The organism is Phycisphaeraceae bacterium, assembly GCA_019636735.1.
Classification (GTDB): Bacteria; Planctomycetota; Phycisphaerae; order Phycisphaerales; family SM1A02; genus VGXK01.
Genome location: JAHBWY010000004.1, coordinates 182,597 through 197,903 on the forward strand (window position 1 = coordinate 182,597; position 15,307 = coordinate 197,903).

Below are 15,307 nucleotides of genomic sequence, written 5' to 3' on the forward strand. Positions count from 1 at the left end.
GCTCCGATCGACGCAGCACTCGGTCGGACACTCGGCGCCGACTCGGTGCATTCGCACGCCGCCGTTGATGACCCGGCAACAAGCCGCGTGGCGCGGCGACTTCGTTCAATCCTCACAGTCGATGCACGACGGCGCGGGCATCTCTCAGACGATGGCGCTGGTCATGCTTCTGGCGGCCGTCGTGGGGATGGCGGCGACGGTGCTTCGGCAGCCGCTCATCGTCGCCTTGATTGCGGTGGGGATCTTGGTCGGACCGTCGGGGCTCGAACTCGTGCACTCCGAGGGCGAGGTCGAGTGGCTCGCCTCGATCGGCGTTGCCGTCCTCCTCTTTCTCGTGGGGCTGAAGCTCGATGTCGAGGTGATTCGAAGCATGGGGCCGGTGGCGCTCGCGACCGGGCTCGGGCAGGTCGCCTTCACCTCCATCGTCGGTTCCGCGATCTGCGACGCGCTCGGCCTGAGTGTCGTCACCAGCATCTATGTCGCGGTGGCGCTGTCGTTCTCCAGCACGATCATCATCGTGAAGCTCCTCTCCGACAAGCGGGAGATTGATGCGCTCCACGGTCGGATCGCCGTCGGCTACCTGATCGTGCAGGACCTGGTGGTCATTCTCGCGATGATTGCGCTCTCGGTGATCGGTCCGGTGCGCGAGGCTGGCGATGAACCGCTGGCCAGCACGCTCTGGTGGAGTGCCGTGATCATCGTCGGCAAGGGACTCGATCTCCTGCTCGGCGTGGCGGTGCTGATGAAGTGGGTCCTGCCGCGGCTGGTGCGCCTTGTTGCACGCTCGCAGGAATTGCTTCTCATCTTCGCGATCGCGTGGGCCGTCGGCATGGCCGCCGTCGGCGAGTGGCTCGGTTTCCGCCGCGAAGTGGGAGCGTTCCTCGCCGGCATCTCGCTCGCGTCGACTCACTATCGGGACGCGATCGGCGTGCGTCTCACGAGTCTGCGCGACTTCCTGCTGCTCTTCTTCTTCCTCGGTCTCGGCGCGTCGTTGGACCTGAGCCAACTCGGGGCGCAGGTGATCGCCGCGCTCATTCTCTCGCTCTTCGTCCTCATCGGGAATCCCCTGATCGTGATGGTCATCATGGGCGTGATGGGCTATCGGCGACGAACGGGCTATCTCGCCGGACTCACCGTCGCCCAGATCAGCGACTTCTCACTGATCCTCTGTGCGCTGGGGGTGTCGCTCGGGCATCTCTTCGGAGACCATGGGATTGGTCACGCTCGTCGGTCTTATCACCATCGGCCTGTCGACCTATCTCATTCTCTACTCCCATCCGCTCCATGACCGCCTCGCGCCGTGGCTTGGCCTCTTCGAAAGAGCCGTTCCGCATCGTGAAGGCGATGAACCGGAAGCGGGTGTCTTCGATGCGATCGTGATCGGCATGGGTCGATTCGGAACTCACATCTCCGCGGGGCTTCGTGCGCTGGGATTTCGCGTAGCCGTGGTTGACTTCGACCCGCAGGTCATTTGCGCGGCGCGGAAGCGCGGGATCGAAGCCCACTATGGCGACGCGGAAGATCCGGAGTTGCCCCTTCGCCTGCCCCTGCGAGGTGTGCAATGGGTCATCGGCACCATGCCCGATCTTCAGGCCAATCGGATGTTCGTGAAGCACCTGCGCGAGCATGGATATCGCGGCGATATCGCGGTGACGGCGCACTCTCGTACGGATGCCGAGACCTTGTCGGCTCTTGGCGCCGGGATGATCCTCCTGCCCTACAAGGATGCGGCGGATCAGGCCGTGGAGCGCCTCGCCTCGGTCATGCATGGCCTCACGAAGGTGTCATCGACGGTGCAGGCGCCATCAGCGCCGCCGTGACCCGGTGATCCGGAGCGATCGTGCCTCGCTCGAAGTCCGTGGCGTTCCTGAGCGTGATCTCGGCGATGGCGGTACAGGCCTCGCGCGTGAAGAACCCCTGGTGGGCGGTGATGAGCACATTCGGGAAGGTCATCAACCGGACAAAGACATCGTCCTGAATGACCGCCTGCGAGAGGTCCTTGAAGAAGAGATCGCCTTCTTCCTCGTAGACATCGAGACCGACGGAACCGATGCGACCCTCCTTGAGCGCGGTGATGAGCGCTCGCGTGTCGATGATGGCCCCGCGACTGGTGTTGATCAGCGTGACGCCGCGCCTCATCCCGGCGAGGGCGCGCTCATTGACCAGATGGTGCGTCGCTGGCGTGAGCGGGCAGTGGATGGTCACGATGTCACTCTGTGCGTAGAGCACTTCGAGCGGGACGAAGTCGACCCCCATGGCGCGGCAGGTCTCGTTCACTTGCACATCGAAGGCGATCACCTTGCAGCCGAAGCCGCGAAGGATCCGGCAGACCACTTCGCCGATGCGACCCGTGCCGATGACACCGACGGTCCGGCCATGCATGTCGTAGCCCATCAGGCCGTCGATTTCGAAGTTCTGCTCACGGACCCGGTTGAAGGCGCGGTGGAACTTGCGATTCAGAGTCAGCATCAGGCCGACCGTGTGCTCCGCCACCGAGTGCGGTGAATAGGCGGGCACGCGAAGAACGGTAAGACCGAGGCGCCCCGCCTCCGTGAGGTCAACATGATTGAAGCCCGCGGAGCGCAGCAGAATGAGTTTCGTGCCGCCAGCATGCAGGCGTTCCAGCACCGGGGCGGAGGCGTCGTCGCCGACGAAGATCGAGACCGCTTCACAGCCCGAGGCGAGCGCCGCGGTGCGAGCCACCAGGCGCTCGGGATGAAGATGCAGGCGATGCCTCGCCTGCTCGTTGGCGGCCTGCAGGAATGGCTCCTCATAGCGACGACATGAGAAGAGCGCGATGTTCATGGAGTCGACAGACTACGCTCATCGCGCCGTGAGTATGCGCGAGAACCGCTCCCTGCCGGTGGCCGTCGTGATCTGCCCCATGGAGATCGAGCGCTCCGCGGTGTCGCGGTCCCTGCGACGGGTCCATGTCGAGGGGGTGGAGGTGATTCGATGCGGCATCGGTCGCGAGGCCATTACCGGCGCCGTCGAACGGGTGGCCCGCGCCAGCCGGGCCGAGCACCCGACCACGGCACACGCGCACCAACGAGAAGGCGCTGACGAGGCGATCGACGCGCGGCTTCAACTGTCGACTCATCACCCGCTCATCATTCTTGCTGGCGCCTGCGGTGCGCTCCGCGAAGTGGACGATGTGCCTCCCATCGCCCGCGTCATCGATGAGCACGGTGGCTGCTGGGACGATGGCATGGGGATGGATCCGTCGGGCGTCACGCTGATCGCGGTCGATCGCGTGATCAGCACACCGGAGGCCAAGGCGCATCTGGCTCGTGCCAGCGGTGCCGCCGTGGTGGACATGGAGTCACACGCCTTCGCCGCGACCTGTCGGCGCCACGCGCTTCCCTGGGCGGTGGTGCGGGGGGTGAGCGACGCTCCCCACGAGGTACTTCCCGAGGAAGTCCTTCGGTGGATCGCCCCCGACGGTCGCACACGGACCTGGCGGGCGCTCGCCGATCTCGCGCGGCGGCCCTCTCTCATTCCCCACATGCGCGGGGTTCTCGCTCGCTCGCGCCGCGTGCTCCCGCGTGTGGGCGAGCGCACGGTGGAAGTCGCCCTCGCTTGGCGACGAGAGACCGCCAGCGCGTCGTTCAGCCTTCTGGCCAGGAGTCAGGCATCCACCGAGGCAGATCGCTGATCGAGCGACGGGCCGCATCGGAAGTCGGCACTCCCCACGCTTCGAAGAACGGCCCGAGGTTGACACTGCTCGCTCGGCTGAAGCGGACCATCCACTGGTCACGCTTCTCATCGTCGCTCCGAGGACGCTCCGAAGCCGGTAGCGCTCGATACTCGGCAAAGACCCTCTTGAAGGTCTCCCACCCGAAGGCCTCCTGAAGTTGCAGGTACATCTGGAGCGCGAGGAAGGGATCGTTCTTCCATTCTTCGAAGGGGGCGCCCTTGGCAAGATGCTCCTTCACCGAAGGCGGCCGATCGACCGCGGGGTGTCCACGGCTTCCAGGCTCGGGCGAGCAGATCGAGTCGATCGCGTAGAGCGTGAAGAGATTGACCGTGACCTCCACGGTGCCGTCGAAGGTCCAGGCACCTTCCTGGTGGTTGTGTCCGAGTTCATGAAGAAGGCCCCATGAGCCTCTCTGCAAGCGATCGAGCGACACCATGTCGATGGCGGCGTCGAGATGCGTCATGATCGGATAGCCGCTGTGCATGTAGCCCGCGCTGATCTGGAGGTCGGCAACGAATCGGTGGGGGAAGGGAGGATCGAGCGGAATCGTGGCTAGTGTCGCGTGGGCGTCGCTGATCCTGTTCCAGAACTCCATGACCCCGGTGGGATCGTCGAGCTCTCGAAGGACCGCACTTGGCACCGAGACGATCACCTTCGATGACTCGAGTTCCCCCCAGGGCGCAGGCGCGTGTCTGGCGCTCGCCCACTCATCGGGCGTTGTCGAACCGAGGATGAAGCGGGGGGCCTCAATGGCGCCGCTCACCAGGAGCGCGAGCGAACCCGGTCGACGCGAAGTGACCTCGAGATAGATGAGACCACCGAAGGCGCTCGCGGCATGAATGCCGTCGGCTGCACCGGGAACGATGGTGACGATCTCCGGAACGCGCTGCCAGCGCTCAAGGTGCCAGAGCTGATCGGTGTGACAGCCGATGCGAAGAAGGAGCCCCTCAGCCGAGTGATCCTCTTCCTCGGGCACGACCGTGATGACTTCGCCGGGTGGCGCATAGAGCCCTGTGCTCTGCCAGCCGCCTTTCGCGAGATCGATTTCGACGCGGCGCTCGACCCTCGGGGCGCTCTCCGGCACCTCGCCGGGAAACGCGGATGCGGCAGGATGGACCGTGACTTCTTCCGGCGTCCGGTGTCGGTCCCTCTCAAGTCGAAGCGCGAGCAGCGTGCGCTCAAGGGCCTGCCGCGCGCGAAGCGGCTTCTCCTGAGATGGTCCCTGCGCGGCGATCGCCACCGCAGCGGGTGATTCGAGAATCTCCATCGCTTGCCGCATGAGCGGATGGTCCCTGGGCAGCACGCGAAGTGCGGCGAGGAGAGTGCTTCCCACCTGCGGATCCAAGGCGGGTGGTGCGCTCGCGCCTGGGTGAGAGGAGATCGCGCCTTCGAGTGCGTCGAGCGCCTGTTCCGCGTGGGTTGAGTTTGGCAGCATCGTCACGGTGAAGGCGCCGGGCTCGGTGGGTTCAAGCGTTCCATCGCACCAGGCGAGACCTGCGTCGAGCAGCAGCCGATTGCCCGGGTGTTCATGAATCGTGCGACCGGGATTGAGCTGGAGCCAGCCCCATCCGAGGCCTGCGGTCAAAAGGCCTCCACCATCTCGGATGAATCGCGCCACGGCCTCGCGCTCGCCATCACCGATGGAGTGAGCGTCGATGACCACGGCGTCGAAGTCGCGGAGAGCGTCGGGCCATCGGCCGCGCAGCGCTTCGGCCTTGAAGCCCGCGCCGCGAAGGAGCGTGAGCATGGCGTCATTGCGAAGAACACCGATGCGAGTGGCTTCGCCTCCGCCAAGCCAGGTCACGGCGTTGATGACGAAGCGCGAGGTGCCGGTGTGTCTGAGCGCCTCACCACCGATCATGCCCCCGTGCCCCAACGCAATCACGCGGCCCTTGTCCCACCGGGCAGCGGCAGCCACGGGCAGGACACTGCGGGCGTCGTGCCGACCCGCCACCAGCACTCGGGCATCAGCTCCGAGCACGGCGAGGGGGCCTGGGACACCAGCCGTTGCGAGTGCCGGCACGCCATCGAGAACTTCAGAGGCGATGAGCACCTGCACCGGTGGAGGTTCCGCGCGGGCCGGCTTGGAAAGTCCTCCCGCTGCAGTCATCAGGGCGGCGAGCAGGGTCGCGCCCAAGGCCAGTGGGTGTGGTCCAGTCATCATCTACGGAAACGGTAGCACGCCCCGCACAGGTGTCAGGGTCACTGCGGCCTCACTGGCCGACAACTTCTCGAAGCGGGGCAAAGCGGAGGGGCAATCGGATCGAAGATCAATAGGCACACTTCTCTACGGCAAGGTGCGCCCTCACGCCATGGCTCTCCGCCCGTCCATTATCGTCTCCGCCCGAGGCTTGCATGCTCGGAGGCGGCCATTGCAGCCCGCTCGATCTCGCGGTCGCGCGTTCACGATCATCGAGATCCTGATTGTCGTCTTCATCATCTCGGTGCTGGCGGCGCTGGTCATTCCTCGCGTGCTCTCGGCCATGACTGAGTCGAAGGAGGAAGCAGCGAAGGCCCGGGGAAGTCAGCTCTACACGCTGATGGTGCGCTACAACCAGTTCCATCCCGACAGTGCCATTCCCCTTTCGGACGGACCTGTCGCTGCGGCGGATCTGGCCAAGCTCGTGAGCGTGAACTACTGCACCGACGATGACCTGGTGAATCAGGTTGACTCGTCCAAGGGGTGGAGCATCGTCTCAGGTCGGCTTGTCCCGAGTCCATAACCAGTGGGGGCTGCGGTCCCTTATGGGGCTGGTCGCGGCCCGCAGCTTCGGAACCCGGTGCCGATTGCGACGCCGGTCAAACGAGGGGTGCGGACGCCGCGTCACGAGTCACTTCTCAAGAACTTTCGAATTGGCCCGATCTTCGTTCTTGGCGAGGTCCGGAAGCGCAGTTAGTCTGTCCAGTGGCGTGGGAGGTGCGCGGTCGGCTCGGTGGCAATCTTCGATTGCGGTCGTCGCGTCATTCGAAGTCGGAGGATCCTGATGCACCACCGCCGTCATCGCCCAGCGCGCTCGCGCCTGCTGATCGCATGTCTTCTGCCGCTGGGCAGTTCGTGGGCTCTCTCGGCCGCCGCCGCAGGCGACATCGTGCCGCAGCCCAAGGCGGGAGCGCCAATTGCGGGACTGACCCCCGATGAACTCGATCGCTTCTTCAAGGGCCGTCAGCGATACCAGCACAACTTCACCGTGGCCGAGGGGCTCGGCCCGATCTTCAACAAGGTCGGCTGCGCCGAGTGCCACACGAATCCGATCGGCGGCTGGGGGCAGATCACCGTCACCCGGTTTGCGCTCGAGGAGAAGAAGTCCTTTGACGATCTGGCCTGGCTCGGCGGCCCCGTTCATCAGGTGGGATCGATCGATCCCGACTGCGAGGAGATCATCCCCCCGATCGCCAATGTGATCGCCAAGCGAGTGACCAACTCCTCGCTTGCGTTCGGCTTGATTGAAGCGATTCCAGATGCGGACATTCTGGCCAATGCCGATCCCTTCGATTCCAACGCCGACGGCATTTCCGGGCGCGTCCACTGGGTCGAGCCGGTCGAGGCGCGGGGCACACTGCGAGCCGGTCGTTTCGGATGGAAGGCGCAGGTGGCGACGGTCCTGACCTTCTCCGCCGATGCGGCGCTGAATGAGATCGGCATCACGAACCGCTTCTTTCCCCACGAGAACGCGCCGAATGGCGACCTCGATCGTCTGGCCAACTGCGACCAGATCCCGGATATCGAGGACATCGCTGATGCGGAAGGCTTCGAGTTCATCGACCGCGTGACTGACTTCCAGCGCTTCCTCGGTCCGCCGCCGCAGACGCCGAAGTCAGGCATGGCCGGGGAAGCAATCTTCCACGCCATCGGCTGCGCGAAGTGCCACATCGCCGAATGGACGACCGCCAACGATCCTGCGATTGAAGCGGCGCTGCGTGGCAAGACGATCCGACCCTACTCCGACTTCCTGCTCCACAACATGGGGCTCCTCGGCGACGGCATGATCGACGGCGAAGCGCAGGAGCTCGAGATGCGAACGCCGACCCTGTGGAATCTCCGAACGCGCGATCCCATGCTCCACGACGGGCGCGCGGCGGGCGGCACCTTCGAGGAGCGCATCGCCGGACCGCAAGGTGCCATCTGGTGGCACAATGTCATTGCGAGCGAAGCCCGTCCGAGCGCTCAGGCGTTCTTCGCCCTTTCTGTCGTCGATCGCGCCAAGGTGGTGGCGTTCCTCGACTCGCTCGGCCGGCTCGAGTTCGATGCCGATGGCGATGGTTCGATCCGCTACGCCGACTTCCTGAGTTTCCAAGCGTGCTTCGGCCAGAGCGGTGTCACACCGGACGATGCCTGCGCGATCCATGACATCGACCAGGATGGATCGATCACACTCGCCGACTTCGCACTGCTGCTGGCGGTCTACGAGGACCCCAATGGCGATTGCAATGGCGACGGGATCAGCGACTTGGAGGCGATTCTTCTTGGAGCGCCCGATCTTGACGGCGACGGCATTCCCGATGGTTGCGGCCGGGTGTGCGTTGGTGATCTCGACGGCAACGGCGCCGTGAATGGCGCCGATCTCGCAATCGTGCTCGGCGCATGGGGAACCCCTGCGGCCGATCTCAATGGAGACGGAACGACCAACGGCGCGGATATTGCCGTGGTCCTGGGCCACTGGGGCGCGTGCCCCTGATGGCCAACTGATGGGTCCGACGGCAAGCGTCCGCGTGGACGACTTCACATACACCGGCCCATGGCCGGACAGGCAAGGAGATTCGAATGCAGATGATGAGATGGATTGCAGTGGCAAGCGTGGCGACGGCCTTCACCGCGCTGGCCACCGCGGACTGGGCGACCTTTGTGAACGAGACCTCCACGCGGCTGGTCGCGGCGCCGGGGCTCGGGGTCAGTGATCCCGAGGAGAAGGACTTCGCCTACGCCGACTTCAACAAGAATGGCTTCATCGATCTGGTGGTGGTGCGCAAGCAGCCCTTCACCAACCCCAACGGCAAGCGGAATGTCCTTTTCATGAACGAGGGTGGGGTGCTGGTCGACCGCACCGTCGAGTATGCAACCAATGCTGATGATGGCGGCCAGGGCTTCCTCGATATCACCAATGATCGTGATGTCGCGATCGCCGACTTCGATGGCGACGGCTGGCTCGACATCGTCACCTGCCCAGCGCTCAACCAGAACCTCCCGAAGACCATCTCGCACCCGCGCATCTACCGCAATCTCGGTAATGACGCGCAGGGCAACTGGCTCGGATTCAGATACGAGCAGGCCCGAATTCCCACCATGCCCGAGGCACCCAATGGCTGCGGCGTGGCCGTGGGTGATGTCACGGGTAACGGCCGGCCGGACATCTACATCGTCAACTATCTGAGCGCTCAGGGCGATCGCCTGCTCATCAACGACGGCAACGGCTTCTTCACCGACGAGACGCTCGTTCGCATGACGAACCAGATGATCAATTCGGGCTTCGGCACGCAGGGCGCGATCGTCGATCTCAACGGCAACGGCGTGAACGATGTCGTCAAGTCGGAGAACGGCCCGTTCAAGGTGAACTACAACAATCCCGCCAACCAGGGCTTCTTCAACAAGCATGAAGTCCCGAGTTCAGGTGCCCACTACGGCATGGCGGCGGGCGATCTGAACAATGACGGCAAGATCGACATCGTCATTGGCGACGATGGCTCGGACCGCTACCTGCTCAACCTTGGGAACAACGCGAGCGGCTCGGCGACCTTCCAGAGCAAGACCTTCTCATTCCTCTCAGGTGGCGACGATGGCTTCGGCAACAATGTGCGAATCGTCGATCTGAACAACGACGGCTTCAACGATGTGCTGATTGCCGATGTCGATGTCGACATCGGAGGGTGCTCGCGCCGGCTTCACTTCTATCGCAATCTCGGCAATGTCCCGAGCGTGACGCTTCAGGATCAGGGCACCTGCGGCATTCCCGCCGCGTCGCTGACCGGAACGCACGATGTCGCGACTTTTGACATCAACAACGATGGTTGGATCGATCTCGTCATCGGTCGATGCTCGGGCATCAGTGTCTGGATGAATGTGCCGCCGGCCGGCATCATCACCAGCTATCCGAGCGGACTGCCCGGCTTTATCACGCCGAACGCCGCGACGGTCTTCCCCGTGCGATTCACGGCGACCGGAGGCGGCACATTGGTGGCCAACTCGCCGAAGCTGAACTACTCGGTGAGTGGCGGCGCGGTGCAGGTTTCCTCGCTCGTCCTTCTTCCGAACGGCGATTACGAGGCGACGCTTCCCGCGGTCGAGTGCACTCAGACGATCAAGTGGTGGGTGAGTTCGACGCTTTCGCCCGGCAATGTCACCTTCCTCGATCCGTCCAGTGCCCCGGCGATCGGCTACACCTCGATTTCGGCCGTGGGTACGGAGATCACCTATCGCGACGAGTTCGAGCAGGGCAATGTGGGCTGGACCGTGTGGAATCATCCGTCGCTGACGGGCGGCGCATGGGAACTCGCGAATCCCAACGGCACCATCTCCGGCGGCCAGGTTGCCGCTCCCGATGAGGACGCAACGGCGGGTGATGGCGTCATGGCATGGGTCACCGAGAATGGCCCCCCCGGTGCCTCCGCCGGTGCGCACGATGTCGATGGCGGTCCCACGGTGCTGACTTCGCCGTTGATCAATCTCGCGGGCGAGGATGCCCTCATTTCCTACTCCGCATGGTTCTTCTGCAGCAATGCAGGATCCGCTGGCGCCGATCGCCTCGAAGTCGGATTGAGCAATGATGACGGCGCGACCTGGGTCAATGTCAACGCCATCCTCACCACCGGAAGTGCGTGGAAGAACTACACCTTCCGCGTCAGTGACTGGATGACGCCGACCGCCACGATGCGAGTGCGTTTCTCGGTGCAGGATGTGCCCAACAACTCGACCACGGAAGCGGGCATTGACAACTTCCAGATCGAGAAGATCCTCTGCAGCACACCGTGCCCCGCGGACTTCAATGGCGATGGCACCGTGAATGGCGCCGACATTGCCATCGTCCTCGGCGCATGGGGACAGAAGGGCCCCCCCGGATTCCCGGGTGATGCTGATGGCAACGGCGTGGTCAATGGCGCCGATGTGGCCGTTGTGCTCGGGGCCTGGGGCGCGTGCCCGTGACGCGTCTGTAACTGAGTGCATCGCGGCGCGTGGCGCCGTCGAAGATCATGGAGGCCGCGGGACCGAGAGGTTCCGCGGCCTCCTTGCTTTCTGCGTCCACAGGAGCCCCGATTCGGCCGTACAGTGCAGCCGCGCGGGGCCAACTCCCTTCAAGGGATCAGGGGAACTCTACCGTACACCGACATGACCGTCCGATCCGGTACCACCCTCATGCTGCTGCTCGCCACGCTGGCTGCCTGCAAGGACTCTGCGCCCGTCCGACGCGAGCCCCCGCCGGTCCCCGTGAGGACCGCGCTCGCGGAGCGGCTCGATGTCCCCCATCGCATCCGGGCGATCGGCGCCGTCGAGAGCGTGGCTTCCGTCACGATCCGCCCGCAGGTGTCCGGACAGATCCAGACCATCGTGGCGGGCGAGGGGACGACCGTGGAGTCGGGCGACCTGCTCGTCACCATTGATCCTCGGCCTCTTCAAGCGGCGCTGCGCGAGGCCGAGGCGAATCTCAATCGTCTTCGGGTCATGGCCGAGGATGCTGAGCGAAACGCGGCGCTGGTCCGCGACGCGCTGGGCAAGGGGGCCGCCACGCAGCGGGAACTCGATGCAGCCTCGGCGCGCGCCGAGGCTTCACGCGCGGAAGCGGCGGCAGCGGAGGCGATGGTTGAGACCGCGACGCTGAACCTCTCCTACAGCGAGATCAGAGCCCCGATCCCCGGCCGCCTCGGCGCTGTTCGGGTTCGGCAGGGCACCATCGTCCGCGCGAATGAGACCGACCTGATGGACCTGGTGCAGATCGTCCCGATTGATGTCGCATTCTCGATCCCGGAGCAGCATCTCTCCCAGGTGAAACGAGGGATCCAGGTGGCCGAGCACCCGGTCTTCGCCGTCCTTCCTGGCTCGGCCGAGCCGCTCGAAGGGACGCTCTGGTTCGTCGACAATCGGGTCGATGACCGGACGGGGCAGGTCCGGCTCAAGGCGCGCTTCGACAACAGTGAAGGTCGTCTCTGGCCCGGCCAGTTCGCCCATGTGCAGTTGCAGGTCGGCATTGATCAGGGAGCCGTGGTAGTGCCATCCCGCGCCGTCCAGCGCTCGCAGCAGGGGACCTTCGTCTTCGTGGTCGAGGACGAATCCCGCGCCACCATGAAGCCCGTCACGATCGAGCGCACCGCCGACGGCGTGGCCGTCATCACCGAAGGCCTGGTGGGTGGCGAGACGGTCATCACCGATGGCCAGTTGCGAGTGGTTCCCGGCGCCATCGTCGCCGTCCGGAGCGAGTCATGAGCATCTCCGCTCCGTTCATTCGCAGGCCGGTGGCGACGACGCTCCTAATGCTGTCGATCATTGTCGCCGGTTGGATGGCGTATCGCGCGCTCCCGGTGAGCGACCTTCCCAATGTCGACTTCCCGACGATCACAGTGTCGGCAAACCTCCCGGGGGCGAGCCCCGAGACGGTCGCGGCCGCCATCGCGGTTCCACTGGAGCGGGAGTTCTCGACGATCGCCGGAATCGATTCGATGACCTCGGCGAGCATTCAGGGCTCGACGACCATCACGATCACCTTTGCGCTGAGTCGCAACATCGATGACGCGGCGCAGGATGTCGCCGCCGCCATCGCGCGAACGCAGGGACGGCTGCCGACGGACATGCCGCAGCCGCCCTCCTATCGGAAGGCGAATCCTGCGGATCAGCCGATCATGTTCCTGGCGGTGACGAGCCCCACGCTGCCGCTCTATCAGTTGAATGAGTACGCCGACACGGTGCTGGCGCCGCGGATCGGCACCATGAATGGCGTGGCGCAGGTGGTCATCTTCGGGCCGCAGAAGTACGCGGTGCGCATTCAGTTCGATCCACTGTCCCTCGCGGCCAAGGGCGTCGGCCTCGATCAACTGGCTCGCGCGATTCGCGAGAGGAATGTGAAGCTTCCCACGGGGGTGATCTCCGGACCGGAGACGGCCCCGACCGTCGAGTCGACGGGGCAGCTCGTGAACGCCGAGGCCTATCGCGAGGCCGTTGTCGCCTGGCGGAACGGCAATGCAGTCCGACTCAAGGAGATTGCCACCGTCGTCGACGGGGTGGAGAACGATCGCACCGCGGCATGGTTTCTGGGACCAGGTGTCGATCGCCAGCGCTCGATCGTGCTGGCGATCCAGCGGCAGCCAGGCGCGAACACGGTCGCCGTGGCGCAGTCCATTCGGCGGCTCCTGAGCGAGTTGGAGCCACCGGGCAGCATTCGCGTCAACATCATGGCCGATCGATCGCTGCCCATTCTCGCCAGTGTCGAGGAGGTCAAGTTCACCCTCTGGCTCACGCTCGGTCTGGTCACTGGCACCATCTTCATCTTCCTGCGGGCGATTCGTGCGCTCCTGATCCCCGTGCTGGCGATGCCACTCTCGATCATCGGGACCTTCGGCGTCATGTGGCTGCTGGGCTTCAGCCTTGACAACCTGTCGCTGATGGCGCTCGTCCTCTGCGTTGGATTCGTGGTCGACGATGCGATCGTGGTGCTCGAGAACATCGTGCGCCATATGGAGATGGGCAAGTCGCCGCTCCAGGCGGCCTTCGACGGCAGTGCGGAGATCGGCTTCACCGTGGTGTCCATGACGATCTCGCTGGTCGCGGTCTTCATTCCCGTGCTCTTCATGGGTGGCCTGGTGGGACGGCTGCTGAGCGAGTTCAGCGTGACGATCGCCACGGCGATTCTGATCTCGGGCGTGGTGTCGCTCACGCTGACACCCATGCTGTGCAGCCGGTGGCTCCGGCGCGACACCGTGCTTCACGGCACCAATCATGCCGTCTCGAGGATGCTGGAGGGGGGGATCGGCTTCAGTCATCGCGCCTACCTCTGGCTGCTGGACCTCGCCCTGCGCTCACGAGCGGCGGTGGTCCTGGGCAGTGTTGGCGTGCTCGCGGTCACCGCGTGGATGGCGGTGATCGTCCCCAAGGGCTTCATGCCCAATGAGGATCAGGGACGGATCCTTGTGCAGACTGAAGCCGCCGAGGGCATCAGCCATGTGGCGATGGCGCCGCTCCACCTCCAGGTCATGGACGCCGTGGCGAAGCACCCGGAGGTCGAAGCGATCTCCGCATCGATCGGCGCGCGCGGAGGAACCTCGACGAGCAATGTCGGCTTCATGATGGTGCGATTGCGCGATCGTCCGCCTCGGACGAAGACCGCCGACGAGGTGCTGCAGGAGCTCCGAGGTCCACTGGGCGATGTGCCCGGCATGCGCGCCACGGCGCAGGTGCCGCCAACCATCCGAATCGGCGGCCGGTTCACGCGAGCGCTTTACCAGTTCACACTCCAGTCGACGGATACGGAGGCGCTCTTCGAGGCGTCGACGCGGCTGTACGAAGCGCTGGTCAAGGAGCCCGACCTGCGCGATGTCGTCACGGACCTTCAGCTCTCGAATCCGCAGATCCGAGTGGACATCGATCGAGATCGTGCGGCGGCGCTCGGCGTGACGCCTGAACAGATCGAGCTGGCACTCGCCACCGCCTTTTCCACGCGGCAGATCAGCACCATCTATGCGCCCAACGACACCTATCAGGTGATTGCCGAGGTGTCCCCGGACTTCCAGACCGACGCCTCCTGGCTCAGCCTGCTCCATGTGTCAAGCGCCACCGGCGACCTTGTTCCGCTCGATGCGGTGGTCGACATCTCCGAGGCGCTTGGACCGTTGAGCGTAAATCACTCGGCGCAGCTTCCCAGCGTGACCATTTCGTTCAACCTCGCTCCGGGTGTGTCGCTCGGTGAGGCGGTTCGACTCATTGAGGCGAGGGCCCTCGAGGTGGTGCCAGCCGAGGTCTCGACCGAGTTCCAGGGCACGGCCCAGGCCTTCCAGGAGTCATTCGCTGGCCTTGGATGGCTTCTGCTTCTGGCGATCCTCGTGACCTATGTGGTGCTGGGCATTCTCTATGAGTCATTCTTCCACCCCCTCACGATTCTCACGGCGCTGCCCTTTGCAGGATGCGGTGCGCTCGCCGCATTGCTGCTGACGGGAACCGAGCTGAATCTCTACTCCTTTGTGGGAATCATTCTGCTCGTGGGCCTGGTCAAGAAGAACGGCATCATGATGGTCGACTTCGCCATCGAGCGGCGACGACATGGAGCAAGCGCCGTCGAAGCGATCCGCGAGGCGTGCGCCGTGCGCTATCGCCCGATCATGATGACCACACTCTCGGCGCTGCTGGGCGTGCTTCCGCTCGCGCTATGGACCGGTGCCGGAGCCGAGGTGCGGCGACCACTCGGCATCGCCGTCGTTGGCGGACTGCTCTTCTCCCAGACGGTCACGCTGCTGGCCACGCCGGTTCTCTACCTCTATGTCGAGCGCCTCGCCAACTGGTTCGGCCGTCGTGTTCGCGATCCGGAGGGGAGTGCCGAGGCGACACCACCCGAGACGAGGCCGGGCCTCATGGCCGTGATGTCGCGCGAGGCTTCGACCGGTACCCTTGTTCCCCGTCAACCGCACTCCTGAGTTCAC

At 64.7% G+C, this 15,307-nt stretch carries 10 protein-coding genes; 8 read left to right on the top strand and 2 right to left on the bottom strand.

Annotation, left to right across the window (positions count from 1 at the left end):
* The first annotated feature begins 67 nt into the window (after nucleotides 1–67).
* Both KF724_06875 and KF724_06880 read left to right on the top strand, forming a co-directional pair.
* Nucleotides 68–1,288: a cation:proton antiporter gene (locus KF724_06875; GenBank protein MBX3355405.1), complete on the top strand. Its 1,221-nt coding sequence runs from the start codon at nucleotides 68–70 to the stop codon at nucleotides 1,286–1,288.
* On the top strand, nucleotides 1,209–1,820 hold the full coding sequence (locus KF724_06880) for an NAD-binding protein (protein ID MBX3355406.1): 612 nt from the start codon (nucleotides 1,209–1,211) through the stop codon (nucleotides 1,818–1,820). The genes KF724_06875 and KF724_06880 overlap by 80 nt, the downstream gene beginning before the upstream one ends.
* Here KF724_06880 and KF724_06885 read toward each other — a convergent pair.
* Complete coding sequence (locus tag KF724_06885; GenBank protein MBX3355407.1) at nucleotides 1,774–2,805, bottom strand: 2-hydroxyacid dehydrogenase; 1,032 nt, start codon at nucleotides 2,803–2,805, stop codon at nucleotides 1,774–1,776. The two genes, KF724_06880 and KF724_06885, sit on opposite strands and share 47 nt — an antisense overlap.
* 28 nt (nucleotides 2,806–2,833) lie before the next feature.
* Between KF724_06885 and KF724_06890 the strand changes: the two genes are divergently transcribed.
* On the top strand, nucleotides 2,834–3,655 hold the full coding sequence (locus KF724_06890) for a hypothetical protein (GenBank protein MBX3355408.1): 822 nt from the start codon (nucleotides 2,834–2,836) through the stop codon (nucleotides 3,653–3,655).
* Here KF724_06890 and KF724_06895 read toward each other — a convergent pair.
* Complete coding sequence (locus KF724_06895; GenBank protein ID MBX3355409.1) at nucleotides 3,609–5,834, bottom strand: M60 family metallopeptidase; 2,226 nt, start codon at nucleotides 5,832–5,834, stop codon at nucleotides 3,609–3,611. The genes KF724_06890 and KF724_06895 overlap by 47 nt on opposite strands.
* A gap of 235 nt (nucleotides 5,835–6,069) precedes the next feature.
* Between KF724_06895 and KF724_06900 the strand changes: the two genes are divergently transcribed.
* The 5 genes from KF724_06900 (at nucleotide 6,070) to KF724_06920 (ending at nucleotide 15,301) form a co-directional block, all read left to right on the top strand.
* Entirely contained in the window at nucleotides 6,070–6,420 is a 351-nt protein-coding gene (locus KF724_06900; GenBank protein ID MBX3355410.1) for a prepilin-type N-terminal cleavage/methylation domain-containing protein, read from the top strand.
* 261 nt (nucleotides 6,421–6,681) lie between these two features.
* Nucleotides 6,682–8,373 carry a hypothetical protein gene (locus KF724_06905; protein MBX3355411.1) on the top strand — a complete coding sequence of 564 codons (1,692 nt, stop codon included), beginning with the start codon at nucleotides 6,682–6,684 and terminating at the stop codon, nucleotides 8,371–8,373.
* An 86-nt stretch (nucleotides 8,374–8,459) separates the two neighbouring features.
* On the top strand, nucleotides 8,460–10,832 hold the full coding sequence (locus KF724_06910; GenBank protein ID MBX3355412.1) for a VCBS repeat-containing protein: 2,373 nt from the start codon (nucleotides 8,460–8,462) through the stop codon (nucleotides 10,830–10,832).
* Between the two features lie 183 nt (nucleotides 10,833–11,015).
* Nucleotides 11,016–12,107: an efflux RND transporter periplasmic adaptor subunit gene (locus KF724_06915; protein MBX3355413.1), complete on the top strand. Its 1,092-nt coding sequence runs from the start codon at nucleotides 11,016–11,018 to the stop codon at nucleotides 12,105–12,107.
* Nucleotides 12,104–15,301, top strand: a complete 3,198-nt coding sequence (locus KF724_06920; GenBank protein MBX3355414.1) for an efflux RND transporter permease subunit — start codon at nucleotides 12,104–12,106, stop codon at nucleotides 15,299–15,301. The genes KF724_06915 and KF724_06920 overlap by 4 nt, the downstream gene beginning before the upstream one ends.
* Nucleotides 15,302–15,307 lie beyond the last annotated feature (6 nt).

Coding starts and splice junctions, on each gene's coding strand:
- KF724_06875 (MBX3355405.1), top strand. CDS start 68: ATGACCCGGCAACAAGCCGCGTGGCGCGGCGACTTCGTTCAATCCTCA.
- KF724_06880 (MBX3355406.1), top strand. CDS start 1,209: ATGGGATTGGTCACGCTCGTCGGTCTTATCACCATCGGCCTGTCGACC.
- KF724_06885 (MBX3355407.1), bottom strand. CDS start 2,805: ATGAACATCGCGCTCTTCTCATGTCGTCGCTATGAGGAGCCATTCCTG.
- KF724_06905 (MBX3355411.1), top strand. CDS start 6,682: ATGCACCACCGCCGTCATCGCCCAGCGCGCTCGCGCCTGCTGATCGCA.
- KF724_06910 (MBX3355412.1), top strand. CDS start 8,460: ATGCAGATGATGAGATGGATTGCAGTGGCAAGCGTGGCGACGGCCTTC.
- KF724_06915 (MBX3355413.1), top strand. CDS start 11,016: ATGACCGTCCGATCCGGTACCACCCTCATGCTGCTGCTCGCCACGCTG.
- KF724_06920 (MBX3355414.1), top strand. CDS start 12,104: ATGAGCATCTCCGCTCCGTTCATTCGCAGGCCGGTGGCGACGACGCTC.